Origin of the sequence: Bradyrhizobium oligotrophicum, assembly GCF_051168495.1 — a bacterium.
Lineage (GTDB): Bacteria > Pseudomonadota > Alphaproteobacteria > Rhizobiales > Xanthobacteraceae > Bradyrhizobium > Bradyrhizobium oligotrophicum_A.
The window spans coordinates 81,805-101,326 of sequence record NZ_JBNPVB010000009.1 but is presented as its reverse complement, the minus strand read 5'-3'; the positions used below and the strand labels follow the sequence as shown (position 1 = coordinate 101,326).

Below are 19,522 nucleotides of genomic sequence, written 5' to 3'. Positions count from 1 at the left end.
CGTGCCCACCGTTCCGGTATTTGTCAGCCAACGGTGGGCACGCTGCGCTTTGCCCACCCTACGTTCTGGTCACAGATGAACGACAAACCCAAGAAACTCCAGAAGCTGAAGGCGCGGCTGCCGCGCGGGCTCGAGGATCGCGGCCCGGCCGCGATCGCCGCCACGCGCGAAATGGTCGAGAAGATCCGCGCCGTCTACGAGCGCTACGGCTTCGAGCCGGTGGAGACGCCGGCGTTCGAATACACCGACGCGCTCGGCAAATTCCTGCCCGACCAGGATCGCCCGAACGAGGGCGTGTTCTCGTTCCAGGACGATGACGAGCAGTGGATCTCGCTGCGCTACGACCTCACCGCGCCCTTGGCGCGCTACGTCGCCGAGAATTTCGACGCGCTGCCGAAACCCTACCGCAGCTATCGCGCCGGCTACGTGTTCCGCAACGAGAAGCCCGGCCCCGGCCGTTTCCGCCAGTTCATGCAGTTCGACGCCGACACCGTCGGCTCCGGCTCGCCGGCGGCGGACGCCGAGATGTGCATGATGGCGGCGGACACGATGGAGGCACTGGGGATTGCGCGCGGCGACTACGCGGTCAAGGTCAACAACCGCAAGGTGCTCGACGGCGTCATGGAGTCGATCGGGCTCGGCGGCGACGAGAACTTTGGGCGACGACTGACCGTGCTGCGCGCGATCGACAAGCTCGACCGGCTCGGTGAGCGCGGCGTGCGCGAACTGCTCGGCGCCGGCCGCAAGGACGAGAGCGGCGACTTCACCAAGGGCGCTGGCCTCGACGAGACGCAGATCAAGAAGATCGAGACCTTCGTCAATGCGCGCGCGCTGGTCGCGCCGCCGACGCTCGCCTATGCCGGCGACAAGGATGTCGCGCAGCGCCTGGCCGGTGATGCGGATCGCAAAGAAAGCGAGTACGACATCTCGCGCCGCATCGCCGACATGCTGCGCGAGACCTTCGCCGACTCCAAGCTCGCGGTCGATGGCCTGAACGAGCTGGTCGAGATCGCGCGGCTGGTCGATGCCGCCGGCTACCACAGCCAGATCATGGTCGACCCGTCGGTCGTGCGCGGTCTCGAATACTACACGGGGCCGGTGTTCGAGGCGCAGTTGCTGGCTGCGATCCCGAACGAAAAGGGCCAGCCGGTGGTGTTCGGCTCGGTCGGCGGCGGCGGCCGCTACGACGGCCTGGTCTCGCGCTTCCGCGGCGAGCCGGTGCCGGCGACCGGGTTCTCGATCGGCGTGTCGCGGCTGCAGGCGGCGCTGACCCTGCTCGGCAAGCTCGATACGCGGCCCGCGTTCGGTCCCGTCGTCGTCACCGTGTTCGATCGCGACCGGGTCGCCGACTATCAGAAGATGGTCTCGACCCTGCGCGGCCATGGCATCCGCGCCGAGCTCTATCTCGGCAATCCGAAGAACATGGGCAACCAGCTCAAATATGCCGACCGCCGCAACGCGCCCTGCGTCATCATCCAGGGCTCGGACGAGAAGGCGCGCGGCGAGGTGCAGATCAAGGACCTGATCGAGGGCGCCAAGGCCGCCGCCGCCATTGCCTCCAACCAGGAATGGCGCGAGAGCCGCCCGGCGCAATTCTCCGCCAAGGAGGACGAACTCGTCGCCGCCGTCCGCGAGGTGCTCGCGCGCCACGACGTGAGCTGGGGATAGACGCGGGAAGTGCACCCTCTCCCTCACGGCGATCGCATAGCGGTTGCCTAGAGTGGGAGAGGGTGGTTTCTCACGAAGTGAGAAACCGGGTGAGGGGTCTCTCTCCGCGGATGCAGACCCCTCACCCGGCTCGCCGCCGCTTCCGCGTCGGCGATCCACCCGCTCCCACAGGGGGAGAGGGTGCAGCGCGCCGAATGGCGAGAGCAATCTCGATAAGGGGAAGGAAACGAATGCCCGAGATCACCGTGAACATGGCCGCTGGCCGCACCGACGAGCAGAAGGCCAACATGATGCGCGACATCACGAAGGCGCTGGTGACGCATCTCGGCGTCGATGCGGAAGCGGTGGTGATCCAGATCAACGAGGCGCCGCTGGCGCACAAGATGAAGGGCGGCAAGACCTTCGTCGAGCGCGCGGCCGAGCAGAAGAAGTAGTTGGTGTCGTTACGCCGAAGCGAAGCCAATAGCATCTGTTTCGATCACCACCGCGGTCGTCCCGGCGAAAGCCGGGACCCATACCCCCAGGGAGCGGTTCGAGACGTGCTGGTGATTGGCCTTCTGCCCATCACGACCGCCGCGGCGTATGGATCCCGGATCGGCGCTACGCCGCGCTGTCGCGCGACGCCGCTTGTCCGGGACGACATCTGACTTGGAGCCACCATGGACGCACGTGACATCATCAAGCCGGGCATGCGCGCCGAGCGCCTGCTCGTCGTGCCGCCGGAGCGCACGGTCGGGCACTTCGTTCCGCATATGCCGATGGTCTATGCGACGCCGATGATGATCCTGGAGATGGAGATGACGGCCGGCGATGCCATCAATCCGGTGTTGCCGCCGGGCTGGGTCACGGTCGGCACCGAGGTCAACATCCGCCATCTCGCGGCCTCGCCGGTCGGCGCCACCATCCGCACGGTCGCCGAAGTAATTGAGGTCGAGCGCCGCGTCATCCGCTTCAGCGTCGAGGCCTATCATGGCGAGACCAAGATCGGCGACGGCCGCCATGGCCGCGGGCTGATCAATGTCGAGCAGTTCAAGAAACGGTTCGCGGTGCCGTAGTCCACCCTCCCCTGGAGGGCGAGCGGGCTGGGGTGAAGCCGCGAGCAATGGTGGATGTGGAGGCATCACCCCACCCCGCCTCACGTTTCGCTTCGCTCGCCGTGAGGCGACCTTCCCCCTCCAGGGGAGGGGGCACCGCACATGGCGCCGCCTGTTACTTCGCCAATTCCTTCGACCGGGCCGTCGCCGCGGCCACCGCGCGCTCCAGCAGCGGCTGGAAGCCGCCCGTGCCCATCAGCACCGAGAGCGCAGCGGCGGTGGTGCCGCCGGGCGAAGTGACGTTCTGGCGCAAGGTCGCTGACGGCAGGTCCGAGCGGTGCAGCAATTCACCTGCGCCCGAGACCGTGTCACGGGCGAGCTTCGTCGCCAGCGCCTCGGGCAGGCCGGCGGCGATGCCGGCGCGGGCGAGTTCCTCGGCGAGCAGGAACACGTAGGCGGGACCGGAGCCGGACACGGCGGTCACTGCATCCATCAGCGTCTCGTCGTCGACCCACTCCACCGCACCGGTGGCGCGCAAGAGCGCGTCGGTCAGCGCCCGCTGCGCGGCGCTGACGTTGGCGGCGGGAACGGCGACGGTGATACCGCGGCCGATCGCGGCCGGCGTGTTCGGCATCGCCCGCACCACCGCCCCGCCCACCACGCTCTGCAGGCTTGCGATCGGGGTTCCCGCCATGATCGACAGCACCAGCGTGTCGTTTCCGACCCACGGCTTCAGCGCCGGCCCCGCCTCGCGGAACATCTGCGGCTTGACGGCGAGGATGACGACCTCGGCCGCGGCGGCCTCGGCCGGATTGAGCCGCACGCCCTTCGCCGCCAGCGCCGTGATCTCGGCCGACGGCATCGGCTCGATCACCACGACGCGCGCGGGATCGAGCCCGCCGGCCAGCCAGCCGGTCAGCATCGCCCCGCCCATCTTGCCGGCGCCGGCCAGCACGATGGTGCCGGTGAGCTGATGAAGCAGGTTGTTGTCCGCTGATGTCACGACAAGCTCCGCTGTCGTCCCTGCGAAAGCAGGGACCCATAATCACAGGCGGTTCTAGTGGAGCGAGGGCAGAGCGACAAGCAGCGCGCGTCCCACGGACATCACGCGGTAGGGGTCCCGGCTCGGAGGCCGGGACGACATCGAGTGTGTTGAGGCAGCGTCGCTTACGCCTCGCCTTCGGTATCGAACAGCGCCGCCGCCATGGCGTCCTGGGTCGACTTGCCGGCCCAGACCACGAACTGGAAGGCCGGGAAATAGCGCTCGCAGGCATGGATGGCGCCGGCCAGCATGCTCTCGCATTGCGGGCCGGAGGCGGTGATGCCGCCCGGCAGCACCAGCGCCTGGCGGTGCATCACCATGCCGGTGTGGGTCCAGATGTCGAAATGGCCGAGCCACAGCTGCTCGTTGATGGCCGCGATCAGGCGCTGCACCTCGGCGCGGCGCGCTTCCGGAATCTTCATGTCGAACGCGCAGGCCAGATGCAGCGCCTCGATCTCGGCCATCCAGGTGAAGGAGAGCTGATAGTCGGTCCACTGGCCCTTGGAGGCGATCGTGATCTCGTCCTCGCCGGACCGCTCGAACATCCAGTTGTTGTCAGCCGCGATGGTCTCGACCACGCTCAGCGGATGATCGGCGGAATCGATAGTGCTTTCGAGCAGGGACATGCCGTCTCGACCTCGTCTTCTTGATTTCGTTGGTACATACGCGGCGACCCGGCCCACGCCCCGTCGGCGCTTCGAGACCCGGCTGCAGTCCCGGAGGTCCCCCGGGGTGCGAGACAAACTGATGTGATTTGCGGAATCTGCGCAACGGGGGGGCGAGTCCGTCCACAGCCAAACACCGCTTCGTCCACAACTCCTGTCCGGCCTGTGGAATCATGCGCTGACGAGAACAAAACGGAGTCGGATGCGGCGCAAAAGGCTCCGAGAGGCCTCTGGCGGACCCGCAGCCGCCGTCGGCGGGCTTTCGGAGGCCGCATGGCCGCCCTCAGCGCAATGCGGGGAACAGGCCTTGCCGGAGGCGGCGGCCCCCTGCATAGTTCGTGCGGGCCGTCCATTCCGGGCGGCCCTGTTCTCAGGGCGGGGCGAAATTCCCCACCGGCGGTAAGCGCTCCCGGTCGAGTGCGCGAGCCCGCGAGCGCCTTCTTTGCACGGCGCGATCTGGAGAATTCCGTTCTCCCGATCGCCTCGCACGGAGAAGGGTCAGCAGATTCGGTGCGACTCCGAAGCCGACGGTCACAGTCCGGATGAAAGAGAACGGGTCCCGGCACTCCGCGCCTCTCGCGCGGAGGCGTCGTCGTTCCGTGTGCCCTGATTCTGGTCTGACGAGGAAAGCCATGAATCAGATGTTGCAAGACGCTCCTACCGATACCTCTCCCACTGACACCATCGCTGCCGACGCGCCGCCCGCGGCGCAGACGCCGATCGAGCCGAGCCCACCCGACGAGGCCCCGCCGGCCCCGGCGCATCCGCGCTTCACCAAGCCGCAGCGGGTCGCCTTCGTGCAATCGGCCTGGCATCGCGACGTCGTCGCCGAATGCCGCATCGCGTTCCTCGACGAGATCGAGGCGCGCCACATTCCGCCTGACCGCGTCGACATCTTCGAGGTGCCGGGCTCGTTCGAGATTCCGCTGCATGCGCAACTGCTCGCCAAGACCCGGCGCTACACCGCGATTGTCGCGGCCGGCCTCGTCGTCGACGGCGGCATCTATCGCCACGAGTTCGTCGCCGATACCGTGATCAAGGCGCTGATGGACGTGCAGCTGCGCACCGAGGTGCCGGTGTTCTCCGCCGTGCTGACGCCGCAGCAGTTCCACGAGTCGCAGGCCCATTTCGAGTTCTTCCGCAAGCATTTCGCCACCAAGGGCATCGAGGTGGCGGCCGCCTGCGCGGAGACCCTGCTGAGCCTCGAGCGCCTGCGTGGCCAGGTGGCGGCGGGGATCGTCTGAGACGGTGATGCGTGTGGCTGGCGAGGCCAGCCACACCCGCCGCATTTCGATCTGATCGTGGAAGTCGATATCTCACGGCATCGGCAGTGAGCTCCCCTCCCCCTTGCGGGCAGGGCTATCGCATTTGACCATCGACGTGTTGCACCCGTCTCCCTCCACGTCGTCATGGCCGGGCTCCGTCCCGGCCATCCACGTCGTCCGGCATGCTGAGAACGTGGATGCCCGGGACGGAGCCCGGGCATGACGATGAGGGGCCAGTTTCGCGACAAACTCAGATTGGCCATATGCGATTGCCCTGCCCTTGCGGGGAGGGGTCGGGGGTGGGGGTCTCCGGGCGCTGAACGTCGTGATGTGCAGGTTCGCTGATGTCTCGTTGGAGCGTGCTCATCAGCCAGGGTCGGACTCGCCTGTCAGGAATCAATCCGGTCCAAAACGTCAGGACTCAGCCCGGTTGGTACCACTCGGACCCCCGACCCCTCCCCCACGCGGCAATCGCTGCGCGATTGCGGCTCACCAAGCCGCCAGCGGCACCACGCCCCTCATGCTCCGCGGCTTGTGTTGTCATTCTCCGCGCGGCCCCTGTAGAATCATCGCTGGGAGGAGGCTTGCCCGTGGCGACGGGCGGGCTGCCAAGGATGATCGAAGGATACGATCCTTATCTCGTCGCGCTCTCGGTCGTGATCGCGAGCCTGGGGGGCTATACCGGATTCAGTCTCACCGCGCGCATCCGCAGCGGGCCGGGAGCTGACACGCGCGTGCTGCTGTCCGGCGCCGCGGGCATTCTGGCCGTGGGCATCTGGACCATGCATTTCGTGGGCATGATGGCGGCGCCGCTGCCTCCGGATGCCGTCTACCTGGTGCTGCCGACCATCATCTCCTTCCTGATCTGCGCGCTCGTGGTCGGCGTCTCGCTGTTCTTCGTCAGCATCGGTGATCCCGGCCCGCAGCGCGTCATCCCGTCCGCGCTGCTGCTCGGCGCCGGCATCGCCAGCATGCATTATGTCGGCATGCACGGCCTCGCCGGGCGCTTCGGACTGGCGCATGATCCGGCGCTGGTGGCGCTGTCGGTCGGCATCGCCATCATCGCCGCCTATGGCGGCCTGCGCATCTTCCTGGCCCGACAGGACGGCCTGCGGCTCGCCATCAGCGCGATCGCGTTCGGCATCGCCGTGTCCGGCATGCACTACACCGCGATGCTGGGCATGCACGTCGTGCCCGACGGCGAGGGACATCATCACGGCGCAACGGGGCTTGCTGCATCGCCGCAGGCGCTGGCCATCGTGGTTGCGGTGTTGTGCTTCGTGATCGCGGCGGGCTTTCTGTTGTCACTGGTGCCGGAGCCGCGCCGCCCAACGGAACCGGCGCCGGCTGTTGCCGATGCTACGGCGCAACTGGCGCCGGAGCCGGCCGCATCCTCACCAGTGGTGCAGCCGGCGGCGATCGCGGTGTCCGCCGGTCCTGCTGCCGAGAGCAGCCCGCCGGGGCGCGTCACCGCGGCGCCACTCGGCGGCATCGGCCAGCCGCCGCGGGTCGCCGTGGCACGTCTGCCGCTCGAAGGTGCCAACGGGACCCACTTCATCGACGCCGGCGAGGTGCGCAGTGTCCGCGCCGACGCGCACTATACCAGGGTGCATGACGGCACCCGCGAGCGCATGTGCCCGTGGTCGATCTCCGAGGCCGAGGCGCAGCTCGATCCCGGCCGCTTCATCCGCGTGCACCGCAGCCACATCGTCGCGATCGAGCACGTCACCTTCGTCGGCAAGGAGGGCGAGGGCGCGATCATCGAGCTCGATGGTCCGTCCAAGCCGCGGGTCCCCGTCAGTCGCGCCAAGGTCGCCGAGGTCAAGGCGCGGCTCGGCCTGGTGCGGCGGCAGGCCTGAGCGGCGCGCGCGATTGGGTCGCGCTGGCTGACGCAGTTCGTGCGCGCGCATCCGCATTTCGTGCGATTTCATCGTCCTCCGTGCTGGCCGCGTTGCGCAGCCGGCCGTCGCGGTCGACCCTCCGTGTCAATCAGCGCTCACGATCGGCGGCCACGTCTCGCTCTTGCAGCATGAACGTCAGCCGCGAACGGTCAAGCCGACAAGGCGCGCCAGCACAGGAGAGGAAACCAGATGATTCCTGGCCCGTTCGACTATCACCGGCCCGCGAGCGTCAGCGACGCGATCAGGCTGCTCGCCGATCTCGGCGACGAGGCGCGACCGCTCGCCGGCGGCCACAGCCTGCTGCCGATGATGAAGCTGCGGCTGGCGACCCCGGCACATCTGGTCGATCTGCACGGCATCGCCGGCCTCAAGGGCATTTGCCGCGACGGCGACAACATCGTGATCGGTGCGATGACCACGCAGGCCGAGCTGCTGGCGTCCAGCGAGATCGGAACCAGCCTGCCGATCCTGCATGAGACGGCGCTGCTGATCGCCGATCCGCAGGTGCGCTACCGCGGCACGCTCGGCGGCAACGTCGCCAATGGCGATCCGGGTAATGACATGCCGGCTCTCATGCTGGCGCTGGATGCGGCCTATCGTCTCGAAGGCCCGAACGGCGTCCGCGAGGTCGCCGCGCGCGATTTCTATCAGGGCGCCTATTTCACCGCGCTCGAGCCGGGCGAGATCCTGACCGGAATCAGCATTCCGGTTCCGCCCGCAGGCCACGGCTATGCCTATGAGAAGCTGAAGCGCAAGGTCGGCGACTATGCGACGGCAGCGACCGGCGTCGTACTGACCATGGCGGGTGGCAAGGTCGCGAGCTGCACCATCGCGCTGACCAATCTGCACGAGACGCCGCTGCTGGCCACCGACGCGGCCAACGCCGTGATCGGCACCACGCTGGATGACGCCGCACTGAAGGCGGCCGCGACCGCCGCGCGGGCGATCATGCAGCCGGCGTCCGATGCGCGGGGACCAGCCGAATATCGCACGCATGTCGGCGGTATCATGGTCATGCGCGCGCTGCAGCGCGCGGCGAGCCGGGCGAAGTAGTTAGCGCAGGCGACATTGTTGCCAAGCGCACGGTTCACCTCGCCCCGCTTGCGGGGAGAGGTCGATCGCGAAGCGATCGGGTGAGGGGGCTCTCCGCGAGTTCGGTGCTCGTTGAGGCTCCCCCTCACCCCAACCCTCTCCCCGCAGGCGGGGAGAGGGAGCGCACCGAGAGCGCGGCTAATAGCCGGGCCAAGCTCGACGAAATTTTTCAGGGAGCACCAAATGCCCAAAACCCACGTCACGATGAAGGTGAACGGCAGCGAGGTCGAAGGCCTCGCCGAGCCGCGCACGTTGCTGGTTCATTTCCTGCGCGAAAATCTGCAGCTCACCGGCACCCATATCGGCTGCGAGACCAGCCATTGCGGCGCCTGCACGATCGATATCGACGGCATGAGCGTGAAGAGCTGCACCATGCTCGCGGTGCAGGCCGATGGCTCCGAGATCACGACGATCGAGGGCGTGGCCAATGCCGATGGCTCGCTGTCGGCGCTGCAGGAAGGCTTTCGCATGATGCACGGCCTGCAATGCGGCTTCTGCACGCCCGGCATGATTCTTCGCGCGCATCGGCTGCTGCAGGAGAATCCGCAGCCGACCGAGACCGAGATCCGTGCCGGCATCTCCGGCAACATCTGCCGCTGCACCGGCTATCAGAACATCGTCAAGGCGATCCAATATGCCGCCGCCAAGATCAACGGCGTGGAATTCCAGGAGGCCGCGGAATGAACGACATGACTCCCACGCGGGAACAACGCGAAGCTGCGCTCGAAGGCATGGGCTGCAAGCGCAAGCGGGTCGAGGACATCCGCTTCACGCAAGGCAAGGGCAACTATGTCGACGACGTCAAGCTGCCGGGCATGCTGCACGGCGACTTCGTCCGCTCGCCACACGCGCATGCGCGCGTGAAGGCGATCCACACTGAGGAGGCGCTGAAAGTGCCGGGCGTGCTCGCGGTGATCACCGCCGAGACGCTGAAGACCGTCAACCTCGCCTGGATGCCGACGCTCGCCGGCGACGTGCAGATGGTGCTCGCCGACGGCAAGGTGCTGTTCCAGAACCAGGAGGTCGCCTTCGTGGTCGCGACCGACCGCTATGCCGCCGACGACGGCGTCAACAAGGTCGTGGTCGACTACGAGGCGCTGCCGGTGCTGGTCGATCCGTCCAAGGCCATGGATCCGGATGCGCCCGTGCTGCGCGAGGATCTCGCCGGCAAGACGTCGGGCGCCCACGGCCCGCGCAAGCATCACAACCACGTCTTCGAATGGGCGATCGGCGACAAGGATCTCACCGACGCGGCGTTCGCCAAGGCCGATGTGACCATCAAGGAGATGATCTCCTATCACCGCACCCATCCGTCGCCGCTGGAAACCTGCCAGTGCGTGTGCTCGTTCGACAAGATCAAGGGCGAGCTGACGATCTGGGGCACCTTCCAGGCGCCGCATGTGATCAGGACCGTGGTGGCGCTGATCGCCAAGATCCCGGAGCACAAGATCCACGTGATCGCGCCCGATATCGGCGGCGGCTTCGGCAATAAGGTCGGCGCCTATCCCGGCTACATCTGCGCCGCGGTCGCCTCGATCGTCACCGGCAAGCCGGTCAAATGGGTCGAGGACCGCATCGAGAACCTGACCGCGACGTCGTTCGCGCGCGACTATCATATGACGACCGAGCTTGCCGCGACCAAGGAGGGCAAGGTCACCGGCCTGCGCGTCCACGTGCTGGCCGATCACGGCGCCTTCGATGCCTGTGCCGATCCGTCGAAATGGCCGGCCGGCTTCTTCAACATCGTCACCGGCTCCTATGACTTCCCGGTCGCGCATTGCGTCGTCGACGGCATCTACACCAACAAGGCGCCGGGCGGCGTCGCCTATCGCTGCTCGTTCCGCGTCACCGAGGCGGCCTATTGCATCGAGCGCGCGATGGACATTCTCGCCCAGAAGCTCGGCATGGACCCAGCCGAGCTGCGGCTGAAGAACTTCGTCAGGCCGGAGCAGTTTCCCTATCACTCGGCACTGGGGTGGGAGTACGATTCCGGCGACTATCACACCGCCATGCGCAAGATGATGGAGGCGGTGGACTACCCCGGCTTGCGCAAGGAGCAGGCCGACAAGCGCGCGGCGTTCAAGCGCGGCGAGACCCGCGAGATCATGGGTCTCGGCATCTCCTTCTTCACCGAGATCGTCGGCGCCGGCCCGTCGAAGAATTGCGACATCCTAGGGATTGCGATGTTCGACTCCTGCGAGATCCGGCTGCACCCGACCGGGGCCGGCATCGCGCGCGTGGGGTCCAAGAGTCAGGGCCAGGGCCACGAGACCACCTGGGCGCAGATCATCGCCACCGAGATCGGCATCCCCGCCGACAATATCATGGTGGAGGAGGGCAACACCGACACCGCGCCCTACGGTCTCGGCACCTACGGCTCGCGCTCGACGCCGGTCGCGGGCGCTGCCATCGCGATGGCGGCGCGCAAGATCAAGGCCAAGGCGCAGATGATCGCGGCCTACAAGCTCGAGGTCCACGAGGACGATCTCGAATGGGACATCGACGGCTTCCGCGTGAAAGGCCTGCCCGAGAAGGTGATGTCGATGAAGGACATCTGCTGGGCGGCGTATAATTCCGTGCCGCCGGGCATGGAGCCGGGGCTGGAGGCGGTCAGCTACTACGATCCACCCAACATGACCTATCCGTTCGGGGCGTATCTGTGCGTGATGGACATCGACGTCGATACCGGCGTGTACAAGGTTCGGCGCTTCTATGCGCTGGACGATTGCGGCACCCGCATCAACCCGATGATCATCGAGGGCCAGATTCATGGCGGCCTCACCGAAGCCTTCGCGATCGCGATGGGCCAGGAGATCCGCTACGATTCGGAAGGCAACGTCGTCACCGGCTCGTTCATGGACTTCTTCATGCCGACCGCGGTCGAGACGCCGCATTGGGAGACCGACTTCACCGTCACGCCCTCGCCGCATCACCCGATCGGTGCCAAGGGCGTCGGCGAAAGCCCGAACGTCGGCGGCGTGCCGGCGTTCTCGAACGCGGTCAACGATGCCTTCTCCTTCCTCGGCTCGACGCACATCCAGATGCCGCACGACTTCTGGCGCAACTGGCAGGCGGCGAAGAGGTTGGGGGTGGTCGGGTAGAGGCGTGAACCTAGGCAACAACACCGTCATTGCGAGGAGCGAAGCGACGAAGCAATCCAGAGTCCCGCCCACCATCCTGGATTGCTTCGCTTCGCTCGCGACGAGAGAGTCGAAACTGTAACGGCGTCGGCAGTGCGCTCCCTCGCCCCGCTTGCGGGGAGAGGGTTGGGGTGAGGGGGACTCTCCCCACGACCGGTCTCGCGGAGAGTCCCCCTCACCCGGATCGCATCTGGCGATGCGATCCGACCTCTCCCCGCAAGCGGGGAGAGGTGAGGACTGCGCTACACCGCGTCGGCCGAATAGGCAAGAAGGTGACATGAAAACCCACGACGACATCGCGCAATCCCTCGCCGCCTGCGGCTACATCGCCGATGCCGAGCTGGCGACGGCGCTCGCGCTGATGCAGCTGTTGAAGCGGCCATTGCTGCTCGAAGGCCAGGCCGGCGTCGGCAAGACCGAGGTCGCCAAGGCATTGGCTGGCGTGCACGGCACCGAGCTGATCCGGCTGCAATGCTATGAAGGCCTCGATCAGAGCTCCGCGCTGTATGAGTGGAACTACCAGCGCCAACTGCTGGCGATCGAGGCGCATCGCGGCCACGGCGACGCCATCGAGGACCAGATCTTCTCGGAGAAATACCTGCTGGAGCGACCGTTGCTCGCCGCCATCCGACGCGCCACCCCGCCGGTGCTGCTGATCGACGAGATCGACCGCGCCGACGACGAGTTCGAGGCGTTCCTGCTGGAATTGCTGTCCGACTTCCAGATCTCGATCCCCGAGCTCGGCACCATCAAGGCGATCAGCATTCCGCATGTGGTGCTGACCTCGAACGGCACCCGTGAGCTGTCGGACGCGCTGCGCCGGCGCTGCCTCTATCACTATGTCGACTATCCCGACGTCGATCGCGAGGCCCGCATCATCCTGACGCGGATCGACGGCGCTTCGGCATCGCTCGCGCTGCAGATCGCGCGGCTGGTCGAGGGCTTGCGGAAAGAAGAGCTGCGCAAGGTGCCGGGCGTGGCCGAGACGCTCGACTGGGCCGCGGCGCTGGTCGGCCTCGACGTGCGCGATCTCAAGGACCAGCCGGAGGTCATCCACGACACGCTGATGTGCCTGCTGAAGACGAACGAGGACCGCTCGCGCATCACGCGCGAGGTCGCGGCGCGGCTGTTGGGGAAGGTCGCATGAGCTGCTGTGGCGCCACGCCCGATCATGAGGAGCTGGACGCGGTGGCGCGGCTGGTCGCGGGCCGTCTCGGCGCCTTCCTGAAGACCTTGCGTGACAACGGCTTTGCGGTCGGTCTCGCCGAGGGGCGGGATGCCGCAGCCGTGATGGCCCAAGGCTATTCCGACCGGCCAGGTCTGCTGCGTTCGGCGTTCAAACATCTGTTCTCGGCGCGCAAGAGCGAGTGGGACCGTTTCGACGGCCTGTTCGATGCGTTCTGGCTGGGCAAGCGCGTCCGCTCCCGCTCACTCGTCTCAGGGGCCGCGCAGGTCGCGAACAGTCCGTCGTTGAAGAGCTTGCAGGACGCCAATGCAGGTCAGCAAGGCCCGCAGGGGGCGACTGATCAGATCCCCGGGGACGACACGCCCCGCGACGCCGGTGGGGAGGGCCGCAGCGAGGGCGCCTCGCGCGTTGAGACGCTCGCCGACACCGACTTCCGCAAGCTCGCCGATCCCGACCAGGTCGCGCAGGCGCATGAGGCGGCGGAGCGGCTCGCCAAGGTGATGCGGACGCGGCTGACACGGCGCGACCAGATCAGGCGCAAGGGAGAGCGGCTCGATCTGCGCCGGACCATTCATCGCAACATCAGCCATGGCGGCGTGCCGATCGCGCTGGTGCATCGCCGCCGCAAGACCAAGCCGCTGCGTCTGGTGGTGCTGCTCGACGCCTCCGGCTCGATGAGCGCCTACACGGCCATGTTCCTGCGCTTCATCCACGGCGTGCTCGACTCGTTCCGCGAGGCCGAAGCGTTCCTGTTCCACACGCGGCTCGCCTACGTCTCCGACGCGATGAAGGAGAGAGACGCGGCGCGGGCGCTCGACCGGCTCTCGATGATGGCGCAGGGCGCCGGCGGCGGCACCAGGATCGGCGAGGTCTTGCAGACCTTCAACCGCTGGCATGCCGCGCGCGTGATCCATTCGCGCACCTGCGTGATGATCGTCTCCGACGGCTACGACACCGGCGATCCGGCGCTGCTCGACCGCGAGATGGCGCAATTGCGCCGCCGCTGCCGCCGCATCGTCTGGCTCAATCCGATGCTCGGCTGGGACGGCTACGCGCCGGAGGCGCGCGGCATCAAGGCGGCGCTGCCGCATGTCGATCTCTATGCGCCGGCGCATACGCTGTCGTCGCTCGCGGCGCTCGAGCCTTACCTGGCGAGGCTGTGATGGTCATGCCGTCAACAGGAGCTCATCCATGAGCACATCCCCAGAACTGCTCGATCTCGCCGCGCAGCTGAAGGCCGCCGACGAAAGCTTCGTGCTCGCCACCGTCGTCCGCACCGTGTCGGTGACGGCGGCGAAGGCCGGTGCGAAGGCGATCATCCGGCCGGACGGCTCGATCGTCGCCGGGTGGATCGGCGGCGGCTGCGCGCGCGGGGCGGTGCTGAAGGCGGCGCGCGAGGCACTCGCCGACGGCATCCCGCGCATGGTCTCGGTGCAGCCGAACGACCTGCTCGCCGAACTCGGGGTGAAGCCGGGTGAGACGAAAGCGGGCGTGCGCTTCGCCGCCAACATGTGCCCGAGCCAGGGCACGATGGACATCTTCGTCGAGCCGGTTCTGCCGCATCCGTCGCTGGTCATCCTCGGGGCAAGTCCTGTGTCGCTGTCGCTCGCGGCGCAGGCGCGCCCGCTCGGCTATCACGTCACCCTGGCGGCGCCCGCATCCGATCTGCTCGCCGCGCCCGAGGCCGATCTGTTGATCGATGGCTTTGCATTGGATCGGCTCGGCGACGCCCGACGCTTCGTCGTGGTGTCGACGCAAGGCAAGGGTGACGAAGCCGGCTTGCGCGCCGCGCTCGCCTGCGATGCGGCCTACCACGCCTTCGTCGGCAGCCGGCGCAAGATGGACAGCCTGCGCGACAAGCTGATCCTGGATGGGATCGACGCCGCATTGCTCGACAAGGTGAAGGCGCCGGCCGGCCTCGATCTCGGCGCCATCACGCCGGAGGAGATCGCGATGTCGATCCTGGCCGAGATCACGCTGACGCGCCGGCGCGGCCAGCGCGGCTGAGACGGGTGCTGCGGCCTGGCTCAGAGCGCCAGTTGCAGCTCGAACGTCACCTTCAGCCCGTCCGGGGCGAAGTCGCGCGTCACCTGGCCCTTGAGCGCTGCGCCGAGGATGCGCTCGAACAGCAGCGAGCCGAAGCCGTTGCGGGCGGGCGGCGTGACCGGCGGACCGTCGCTCTCCTGCCAGCGCAGTACCAGGCAGCCGTCATCGAATGTCCAGCTCAGCGCCACGCGGCCTGCATCGTTCGACAGCGCACCATATTTCACCGCGTTGGTGACGAGTTCGTGCAGTCCCATCGACAGATAGAGCGCGACGCCCGGCGCGAGCTGCACGGGAGGGCCGTCGACGGCGACGCGGTCGCCCTGCAGCGGCGCCAGCTCAGCCTGAACCAATTCGTCAAGCGCGATGGCCTCGCGGCCGCGATCCAGCGCCAGCGCATGGCTGCGGGTCAGCGCGGCGATACGGCCGCGCAGCACCTCGCCGAACTCCGTCAGCGCGGGATCGGCGCGGATGCTGAGCGCGATGACGCTGTCGACCAGCGCCAGCGTGTTCTTGACGCGGTGATTGAGCTCATGGACCAGCACGCGATGGTGTTGCTCGATCGCGCGCCGCCGCGCGTTCTCGGTGCGCAGCGCGATCTCGTCCATCACGATCTCGCTGAGCTCGGTGAGCTGCGCGATGTCGTCGTCGCTCCATGGCCGCGGCTCGTGATCGATGGCGCACAGCGCGCCGATCACTTCTCCGCCGGGCAGCTTCAAGGGCACGCCGAGATAAGCGTGCACGCCGAGGACGGGAATTGCGAGGTTGTCCTTCACCAGGGGGTGCTGCTGCGCATTGCTCACGATCAGCGGATGTGCCGTTGTGACCACGTGCTGGCAGAATGAATGGCTGAGCGGCGTCTCGCGAAGTGAATTCCACGGCTCGCACAGGCCGAACGAACTCTTGAAGAATTGCCGGTCGCGGTCGACCAGCGCAATGATCGAGGCCGGCGCCGCGAGCAGCCGCGTTGCCAGACGCGTCACCCGGTCGAAGCCCGGCTCGGGCGGCGAGTCGAGCAGCTCCGTCTGCAACAAGGCAGTCATTCGGTTTGGCGCGGAGGCGTCGCGATCGGACGTCATGCAGCTTTCGTCGGTCGGGCATTCAGCCTGTGAAGTGGGGCACGACGGACCGAGCGGGCGCCAGTCCAGAATCGGTCGATCGTGCGACGTAGTGACAGGTCGGCTGAAGCGAAGCCTGTACGGACACATCTGGAAAGCTTCCAGTCCGGGGTCGCAAGCCCCAGGCATACGTTGACGATTCCAGGTTCCATGAATGACAACCAAGGGGCAGACTATGGCCTGACCAAGGCAATTTGGGTATTCTGCCGCTGCTTTTGGCTGGAATGCATTATACTGGGGACCTCAGCCGAAGCAGGCCGTCCTGCACGATTCGCAGCGGTGGTCAGCCACCCTTCACGGCACCTGCGGTCAAGCCCGCAACGATCTGTCGCTGCGCAAATACCGTCAGCAGCAGCACCGGCAACGTTACGATCAGTGCCGCGGCGGCGAGCGGGCCCCAGCTCAGCTGATCGAACGAGATCATGTTGTAAACGGCTACCGGCAGAGTGCGCGTCTCGCGGCCGGCCAGCACGACGCCGAATACGAAATTATTCCACGAGAAGATCACCGCCAGGATGAAGGCGACGGCGAGTCCCGGCTTCGCCACCGGCAATGCCACGTGACGGAAGACCTGCCAGCGCGTGGCGCCATCGATCCGTGCGGCTTCTTCCAGCTCGATCGGTGTGGTCTCGAAATAGCCGATCATGATCCAGATCACGATCGGCACGGTGACGACGAGATGGATGATGATCTGGGGCCACAGGGTGCCGAGCAGGCCGAGCCACTGGAAGAGCAGGAACAGCGGAATGAGATAGGACAGGCCGGGCGTGATGCGCGCGATCAGGATCACGATCGCCGATTTGTGCGCGGCCATCCGCGCGATGCCGTAGCCTGCGGGCACGCCGACCAGCATGGCCAGGAACGTCGCGCCGCCGGTCACCAGCAGGCTGTTCTTGAAGTAAGTGAAGAAGCGGTTCGACGACAGCACGTCGGTGTAGTTCTTCCAGGCGAAATGCTCCGGCCAGAACACCGGCGGATAGGCGGCGTTGTCGACCTCGAACTTGACCGACAGCGAGATCATCCAGAGGAAGAACAGGATCGCCGGCGAAACGATGAGGAAGACGCCGAGCGCGAGGCCAAGCCGGCCGAGAAGCGTGTGCACGCTCATGTGTCGGTCCCCAGCGCATTCCACTGCGCGCGCCGGCGCAGCCACAGCAGCAGCGCGGTAAGCGCCACGATCAGCGCGAAGAACACCACCGCGATCGCCGAGGCATAGCCGAGGTCGTAATAGACGAAGGCGACGCTGTAGAGATACAGGTTGATGGTCTCCGACGCCGAGCCCGGTCCGCCTTGGGTGATCGCGAAGATGATGTCGAAGCTCTTGATCGCGTCGATGGCGCGGATCATCGCGGCAATGAACAGGAACGGCATGATCAAGGGCAGGGTGATGTAACGGAACATCTGCCAGGTGCTGGCGCCGTCGATCTGCGCGCTTTCATACGGCTCGGTCGGCAGCGAGGCGATGCCGCCGAGCACGATCAGCATGACCAGCGGCGTCCATTGCCAGGTCTCCACCAGCACCAGCGAGGGGATCACCGTGCCCGGGTGAAACACCCAGAGCTGCGGCGGCAGGCCGGCGAGCGACAGCACATAGTTCAGGATGCCGAGCTGCGGGTGGAACATCATGGTCCACACCAGCGCGATCGCGACCGGCGTCGCCATCATCGGCATGATGAACAGGGCGCGCAGCAGGCCGCGCCCGGGGAAGCGGGCATGGAACACCACGGCGGCGAAGGTGCCGAGCACCAGCGGCAGCAGCACAGAGAGGGCCGTGTAGGACAGCGTATGCCCGACCGACTCGACGAAGCGCGGATCGGCCGGCAGCCGCAGATAGTTCGACAACCCGACGAAGGTGGTGGGCGCGCCGACCTTCCACTCCTGGAAGCTCATCCAGATCGTGAACAGCCAGGGAAAGATGATCACCGCGAGCACGGTGACCAGCGCCGGCACCACGAACGGCCAGTACGACGGCGGCCGCAACGCACGTTCCGGCGCAGCAGCCTCCGCTGCCGCGCCAGCCTGTTCGACGATCGTGCTCACGCTTTTTCGCTGCGCTCCAGGATCGGGCGGAACTGCTCGTGCGCCTTCTTCAACTCGGTCGCGGGATCGGCGCCGGACAGCGTCGCGGTCAGCGCCGCACCGACGAGGTCGCGGAATTCGGCAACCGGGATGATGACGGGCAGGCCGAGCTTGGAGATCTTGCCGGAGTCGATCGCCGACTGCAGCCACTCCTTCGGCATCTTCACGCCGCCCTGCACCTCAGCGTCGTTGAGCACCGAGTTGCGGAACGGCACGCCGCCACCGGCCTGCACCAGACGCGCGCCCTGCGCCTTGGAGACCACCCATTGGCACAACAGCCAGGCGGCCTCCTTGTTCTTGCACGCCGCGGGGATGCCGACGCCGTCGCCATAGGTCGCCGAATACTGCCCCTTGGGTCCGGCCGGCACCACCGTGTAGCCGACCTTGCCGACGACGCGCGAGGCGTTGGGATCCTCCAGCGGCGGCGCCCAGCCGACGCCGTCGATCCACATCGCCGAGCGGCCTTGCGTGAACGAGGCCATCGACTCCATCCAGTTGAAGCCGGCGACGCCGGGCGGCGCGCAGGTCGTCAACAGCTTCTGATACAGTTTGGTGGCCTCGATCGCCTCCGGACCATCGGTCTGAATGTTGCCCTTGGCGTCGAGGAACTCGCCGCCATAGTTCAGGAAGAAGTTGGTCCACAGCGTCATGTTGGCGTTGCGCAGGCCGCGGCCGACGAAGCCGAAGGTGCCGTCCTTGGCATCGGTGAGCTTCTGCGCCGCCGCGACCATCTCGTCGAGCGTCTTCGGCACCTCGACGCCCTTCTTCGCAAACAGCTCCTTGTTGTAGTAGAGGATAAAATAGTCGACGGACCAAGGCAGCGAGAACATGCGGCCCTTGTCGTTGCTGGCGTAAGTCAGACCCGCGGCGGAGAAATCGCTCTGCAGGAGATCCGGCGCCGTGAGGTTCGGATCCTTCATGAAATCGGTGACGTCGGTGAGCCAGCCGGCCTTCTCGAACTGCCGCTTCTGCACGTGATAGCTGAGATGGACGACGTCGAAGCTCGGCTTGCCGGACGACAGCTCGATCACGACCTTCTGCCGCTGCTGCTGCTCGGGAATCTGCTCGGACTCCACCTCGATGCCGGTCAGCGCGGTGAATTCCTTGATGTTCTTCTGCAGATTGTCGCCGCGCGGACCCTTGGCGAGGATGACCTCGAGCTTGGTGCCGGCATATTTCTTCCACTGCGGCTCCGACCAGGCAGGCTGGCCTGCAAGCGCCAGCGCGCCTGCTGCTGCCGTGCCCGCAAGCATGTTGCGGCGCGTAATCGCGGTCATTCGTAACCTCCC

17 protein-coding genes and 1 riboswitch are annotated in these 19,522 nt (G+C 66.7%); of the genes, 11 read left to right on the top strand and 6 right to left on the bottom strand.

Annotated features, from left to right (window positions below):
- Positions 1–75: 75 nt before the first annotated feature.
- The 3 genes from hisS (at position 76) to ACQR1B_RS18465 (ending at position 2,723) form a co-directional block, all read left to right on the top strand.
- Positions 76–1,668 (top strand): histidine--tRNA ligase, encoded by a 1,593-nt coding sequence (gene hisS, locus ACQR1B_RS18475; RefSeq protein WP_434836147.1) that lies wholly within the window; start codon positions 76–78, stop codon positions 1,666–1,668.
- A gap of 230 nt (positions 1,669–1,898) precedes the next feature.
- On the top strand, positions 1,899–2,102 hold the full coding sequence (locus ACQR1B_RS18470; protein ID WP_434836148.1) for a tautomerase family protein: 204 nt from the start codon (positions 1,899–1,901) through the stop codon (positions 2,100–2,102).
- A 225-nt stretch (positions 2,103–2,327) separates the two neighbouring features.
- A complete protein-coding gene (locus tag ACQR1B_RS18465) occupies positions 2,328–2,723 on the top strand; it encodes a thioesterase family protein (RefSeq protein WP_434836149.1) in 396 nt (131 codons plus the stop codon).
- A 154-nt stretch (positions 2,724–2,877) separates the two neighbouring features.
- Here the strand turns inward: ACQR1B_RS18465 and proC are convergent, their stop codons facing one another.
- Together proC and ACQR1B_RS18455 are read right to left on the bottom strand one after the other, a co-directional pair.
- Positions 2,878–3,705 carry a pyrroline-5-carboxylate reductase gene (gene proC, locus ACQR1B_RS18460; RefSeq protein WP_434836150.1) on the bottom strand — a complete coding sequence of 276 codons (828 nt, stop codon included), beginning with the start codon at positions 3,703–3,705 and terminating at the stop codon, positions 2,878–2,880.
- 164 nt (positions 3,706–3,869) lie between these two features.
- Complete coding sequence (locus ACQR1B_RS18455; protein WP_434836151.1) at positions 3,870–4,370, bottom strand: YbjN domain-containing protein; 501 nt, start codon at positions 4,368–4,370, stop codon at positions 3,870–3,872.
- A gap of 401 nt (positions 4,371–4,771) precedes the next feature.
- A riboswitch (FMN riboswitch) is annotated at positions 4,772–4,967 on the top strand.
- Positions 4,968–5,041: 74 nt separating this feature from the next.
- Here ACQR1B_RS18455 and ACQR1B_RS18450 point away from each other — a divergent pair.
- The 8 genes from ACQR1B_RS18450 (at position 5,042) to ACQR1B_RS18415 (ending at position 15,000) form a co-directional block, all read left to right on the top strand.
- Complete coding sequence (locus ACQR1B_RS18450) at positions 5,042–5,653, top strand: 6,7-dimethyl-8-ribityllumazine synthase (protein ID WP_434836152.1); 612 nt, start codon at positions 5,042–5,044, stop codon at positions 5,651–5,653.
- A gap of 635 nt (positions 5,654–6,288) precedes the next feature.
- Positions 6,289–7,533: an MHYT domain-containing protein gene (locus ACQR1B_RS18445; RefSeq protein ID WP_434836153.1), complete on the top strand. Its 1,245-nt coding sequence runs from the start codon at positions 6,289–6,291 to the stop codon at positions 7,531–7,533.
- Between the two features lie 231 nt (positions 7,534–7,764).
- Positions 7,765–8,628 carry an FAD binding domain-containing protein gene (locus ACQR1B_RS18440; RefSeq protein ID WP_434836154.1) on the top strand — a complete coding sequence of 288 codons (864 nt, stop codon included), beginning with the start codon at positions 7,765–7,767 and terminating at the stop codon, positions 8,626–8,628.
- Between the two features lie 222 nt (positions 8,629–8,850).
- Complete coding sequence (locus tag ACQR1B_RS18435; RefSeq protein ID WP_434836155.1) at positions 8,851–9,351, top strand: (2Fe-2S)-binding protein; 501 nt, start codon at positions 8,851–8,853, stop codon at positions 9,349–9,351.
- A complete protein-coding gene (locus ACQR1B_RS18430) occupies positions 9,348–11,768 on the top strand; it encodes an aerobic carbon-monoxide dehydrogenase large subunit (protein ID WP_434836156.1) in 2,421 nt (806 codons plus the stop codon). Before ACQR1B_RS18435 ends, ACQR1B_RS18430 begins: the two co-directional genes overlap by 4 nt.
- A 316-nt stretch (positions 11,769–12,084) precedes the next feature.
- A complete protein-coding gene (locus ACQR1B_RS18425; protein WP_434836157.1) occupies positions 12,085–12,954 on the top strand; it encodes an AAA family ATPase in 870 nt (289 codons plus the stop codon).
- Positions 12,951–14,156 carry a vWA domain-containing protein gene (locus ACQR1B_RS18420; protein ID WP_434836158.1) on the top strand — a complete coding sequence of 402 codons (1,206 nt, stop codon included), beginning with the start codon at positions 12,951–12,953 and terminating at the stop codon, positions 14,154–14,156. The genes ACQR1B_RS18425 and ACQR1B_RS18420 overlap by 4 nt, the downstream gene beginning before the upstream one ends.
- Positions 14,157–14,184: 28 nt before the next feature.
- Positions 14,185–15,000, top strand: a complete 816-nt coding sequence (locus ACQR1B_RS18415; RefSeq protein ID WP_434836159.1) for an XdhC family protein — start codon at positions 14,185–14,187, stop codon at positions 14,998–15,000.
- 20 nt (positions 15,001–15,020) lie between these two features.
- Here the strand turns inward: ACQR1B_RS18415 and ACQR1B_RS18410 are convergent, their stop codons facing one another.
- The 4 genes from ACQR1B_RS18410 to ACQR1B_RS18395 all read right to left on the bottom strand — a co-directional run bounded on the left by ACQR1B_RS18410 (position 15,021) and on the right by ACQR1B_RS18395 (position 19,510).
- Complete coding sequence (locus ACQR1B_RS18410) at positions 15,021–16,115, bottom strand: HWE histidine kinase domain-containing protein (protein WP_434836160.1); 1,095 nt, start codon at positions 16,113–16,115, stop codon at positions 15,021–15,023.
- 322 nt (positions 16,116–16,437) lie between these two features.
- Positions 16,438–17,262 (bottom strand): carbohydrate ABC transporter permease, encoded by an 825-nt coding sequence (locus tag ACQR1B_RS18405; RefSeq protein WP_434836161.1) that lies wholly within the window; start codon positions 17,260–17,262, stop codon positions 16,438–16,440.
- The gene (locus ACQR1B_RS18400) at positions 17,259–18,194 is read right to left on the bottom strand and encodes a carbohydrate ABC transporter permease (RefSeq protein WP_434836162.1); all 936 of its coding nucleotides are present in this window, start codon (positions 18,192–18,194) and stop codon (positions 17,259–17,261) included. The genes ACQR1B_RS18405 and ACQR1B_RS18400 overlap by 4 nt, the downstream gene beginning before the upstream one ends.
- Positions 18,191–19,510, bottom strand: a complete 1,320-nt coding sequence (locus ACQR1B_RS18395; protein WP_434836163.1) for an ABC transporter substrate-binding protein — start codon at positions 19,508–19,510, stop codon at positions 18,191–18,193. Before ACQR1B_RS18395 ends, ACQR1B_RS18400 begins: the two co-directional genes overlap by 4 nt.
- Positions 19,511–19,522 lie beyond the last annotated feature (12 nt).

Bases quoted from the DNA above. Each gene is read 5' to 3' on its own strand.
- hisS (WP_434836147.1), top strand. From the start codon at position 76: ATGAACGACAAACCCAAGAAACTCCAGAAGCTGAAGGCGCGGCTGCCG.
- ACQR1B_RS18470 (WP_434836148.1), top strand. From the start codon at position 1,899: ATGCCCGAGATCACCGTGAACATGGCCGCTGGCCGCACCGACGAGCAG.
- ACQR1B_RS18465 (WP_434836149.1), top strand. From the start codon at position 2,328: ATGGACGCACGTGACATCATCAAGCCGGGCATGCGCGCCGAGCGCCTG.
- ACQR1B_RS18455 (WP_434836151.1), bottom strand. From the start codon at position 4,370: ATGTCCCTGCTCGAAAGCACTATCGATTCCGCCGATCATCCGCTGAGC.
- ACQR1B_RS18450 (WP_434836152.1), top strand. From the start codon at position 5,042: ATGAATCAGATGTTGCAAGACGCTCCTACCGATACCTCTCCCACTGAC.
- ACQR1B_RS18445 (WP_434836153.1), top strand. From the start codon at position 6,289: ATGATCGAAGGATACGATCCTTATCTCGTCGCGCTCTCGGTCGTGATC.
- ACQR1B_RS18440 (WP_434836154.1), top strand. From the start codon at position 7,765: ATGATTCCTGGCCCGTTCGACTATCACCGGCCCGCGAGCGTCAGCGAC.
- ACQR1B_RS18435 (WP_434836155.1), top strand. From the start codon at position 8,851: ATGCCCAAAACCCACGTCACGATGAAGGTGAACGGCAGCGAGGTCGAA.
- ACQR1B_RS18430 (WP_434836156.1), top strand. From the start codon at position 9,348: ATGAACGACATGACTCCCACGCGGGAACAACGCGAAGCTGCGCTCGAA.
- ACQR1B_RS18425 (WP_434836157.1), top strand. From the start codon at position 12,085: ATGAAAACCCACGACGACATCGCGCAATCCCTCGCCGCCTGCGGCTAC.
- ACQR1B_RS18420 (WP_434836158.1), top strand. From the start codon at position 12,951: ATGAGCTGCTGTGGCGCCACGCCCGATCATGAGGAGCTGGACGCGGTG.
- ACQR1B_RS18415 (WP_434836159.1), top strand. From the start codon at position 14,185: ATGAGCACATCCCCAGAACTGCTCGATCTCGCCGCGCAGCTGAAGGCC.
- ACQR1B_RS18410 (WP_434836160.1), bottom strand. From the start codon at position 16,115: ATGACGTCCGATCGCGACGCCTCCGCGCCAAACCGAATGACTGCCTTG.
- ACQR1B_RS18405 (WP_434836161.1), bottom strand. From the start codon at position 17,262: ATGAGCGTGCACACGCTTCTCGGCCGGCTTGGCCTCGCGCTCGGCGTC.
- ACQR1B_RS18395 (WP_434836163.1), bottom strand. From the start codon at position 19,510: ATGACCGCGATTACGCGCCGCAACATGCTTGCGGGCACGGCAGCAGCA.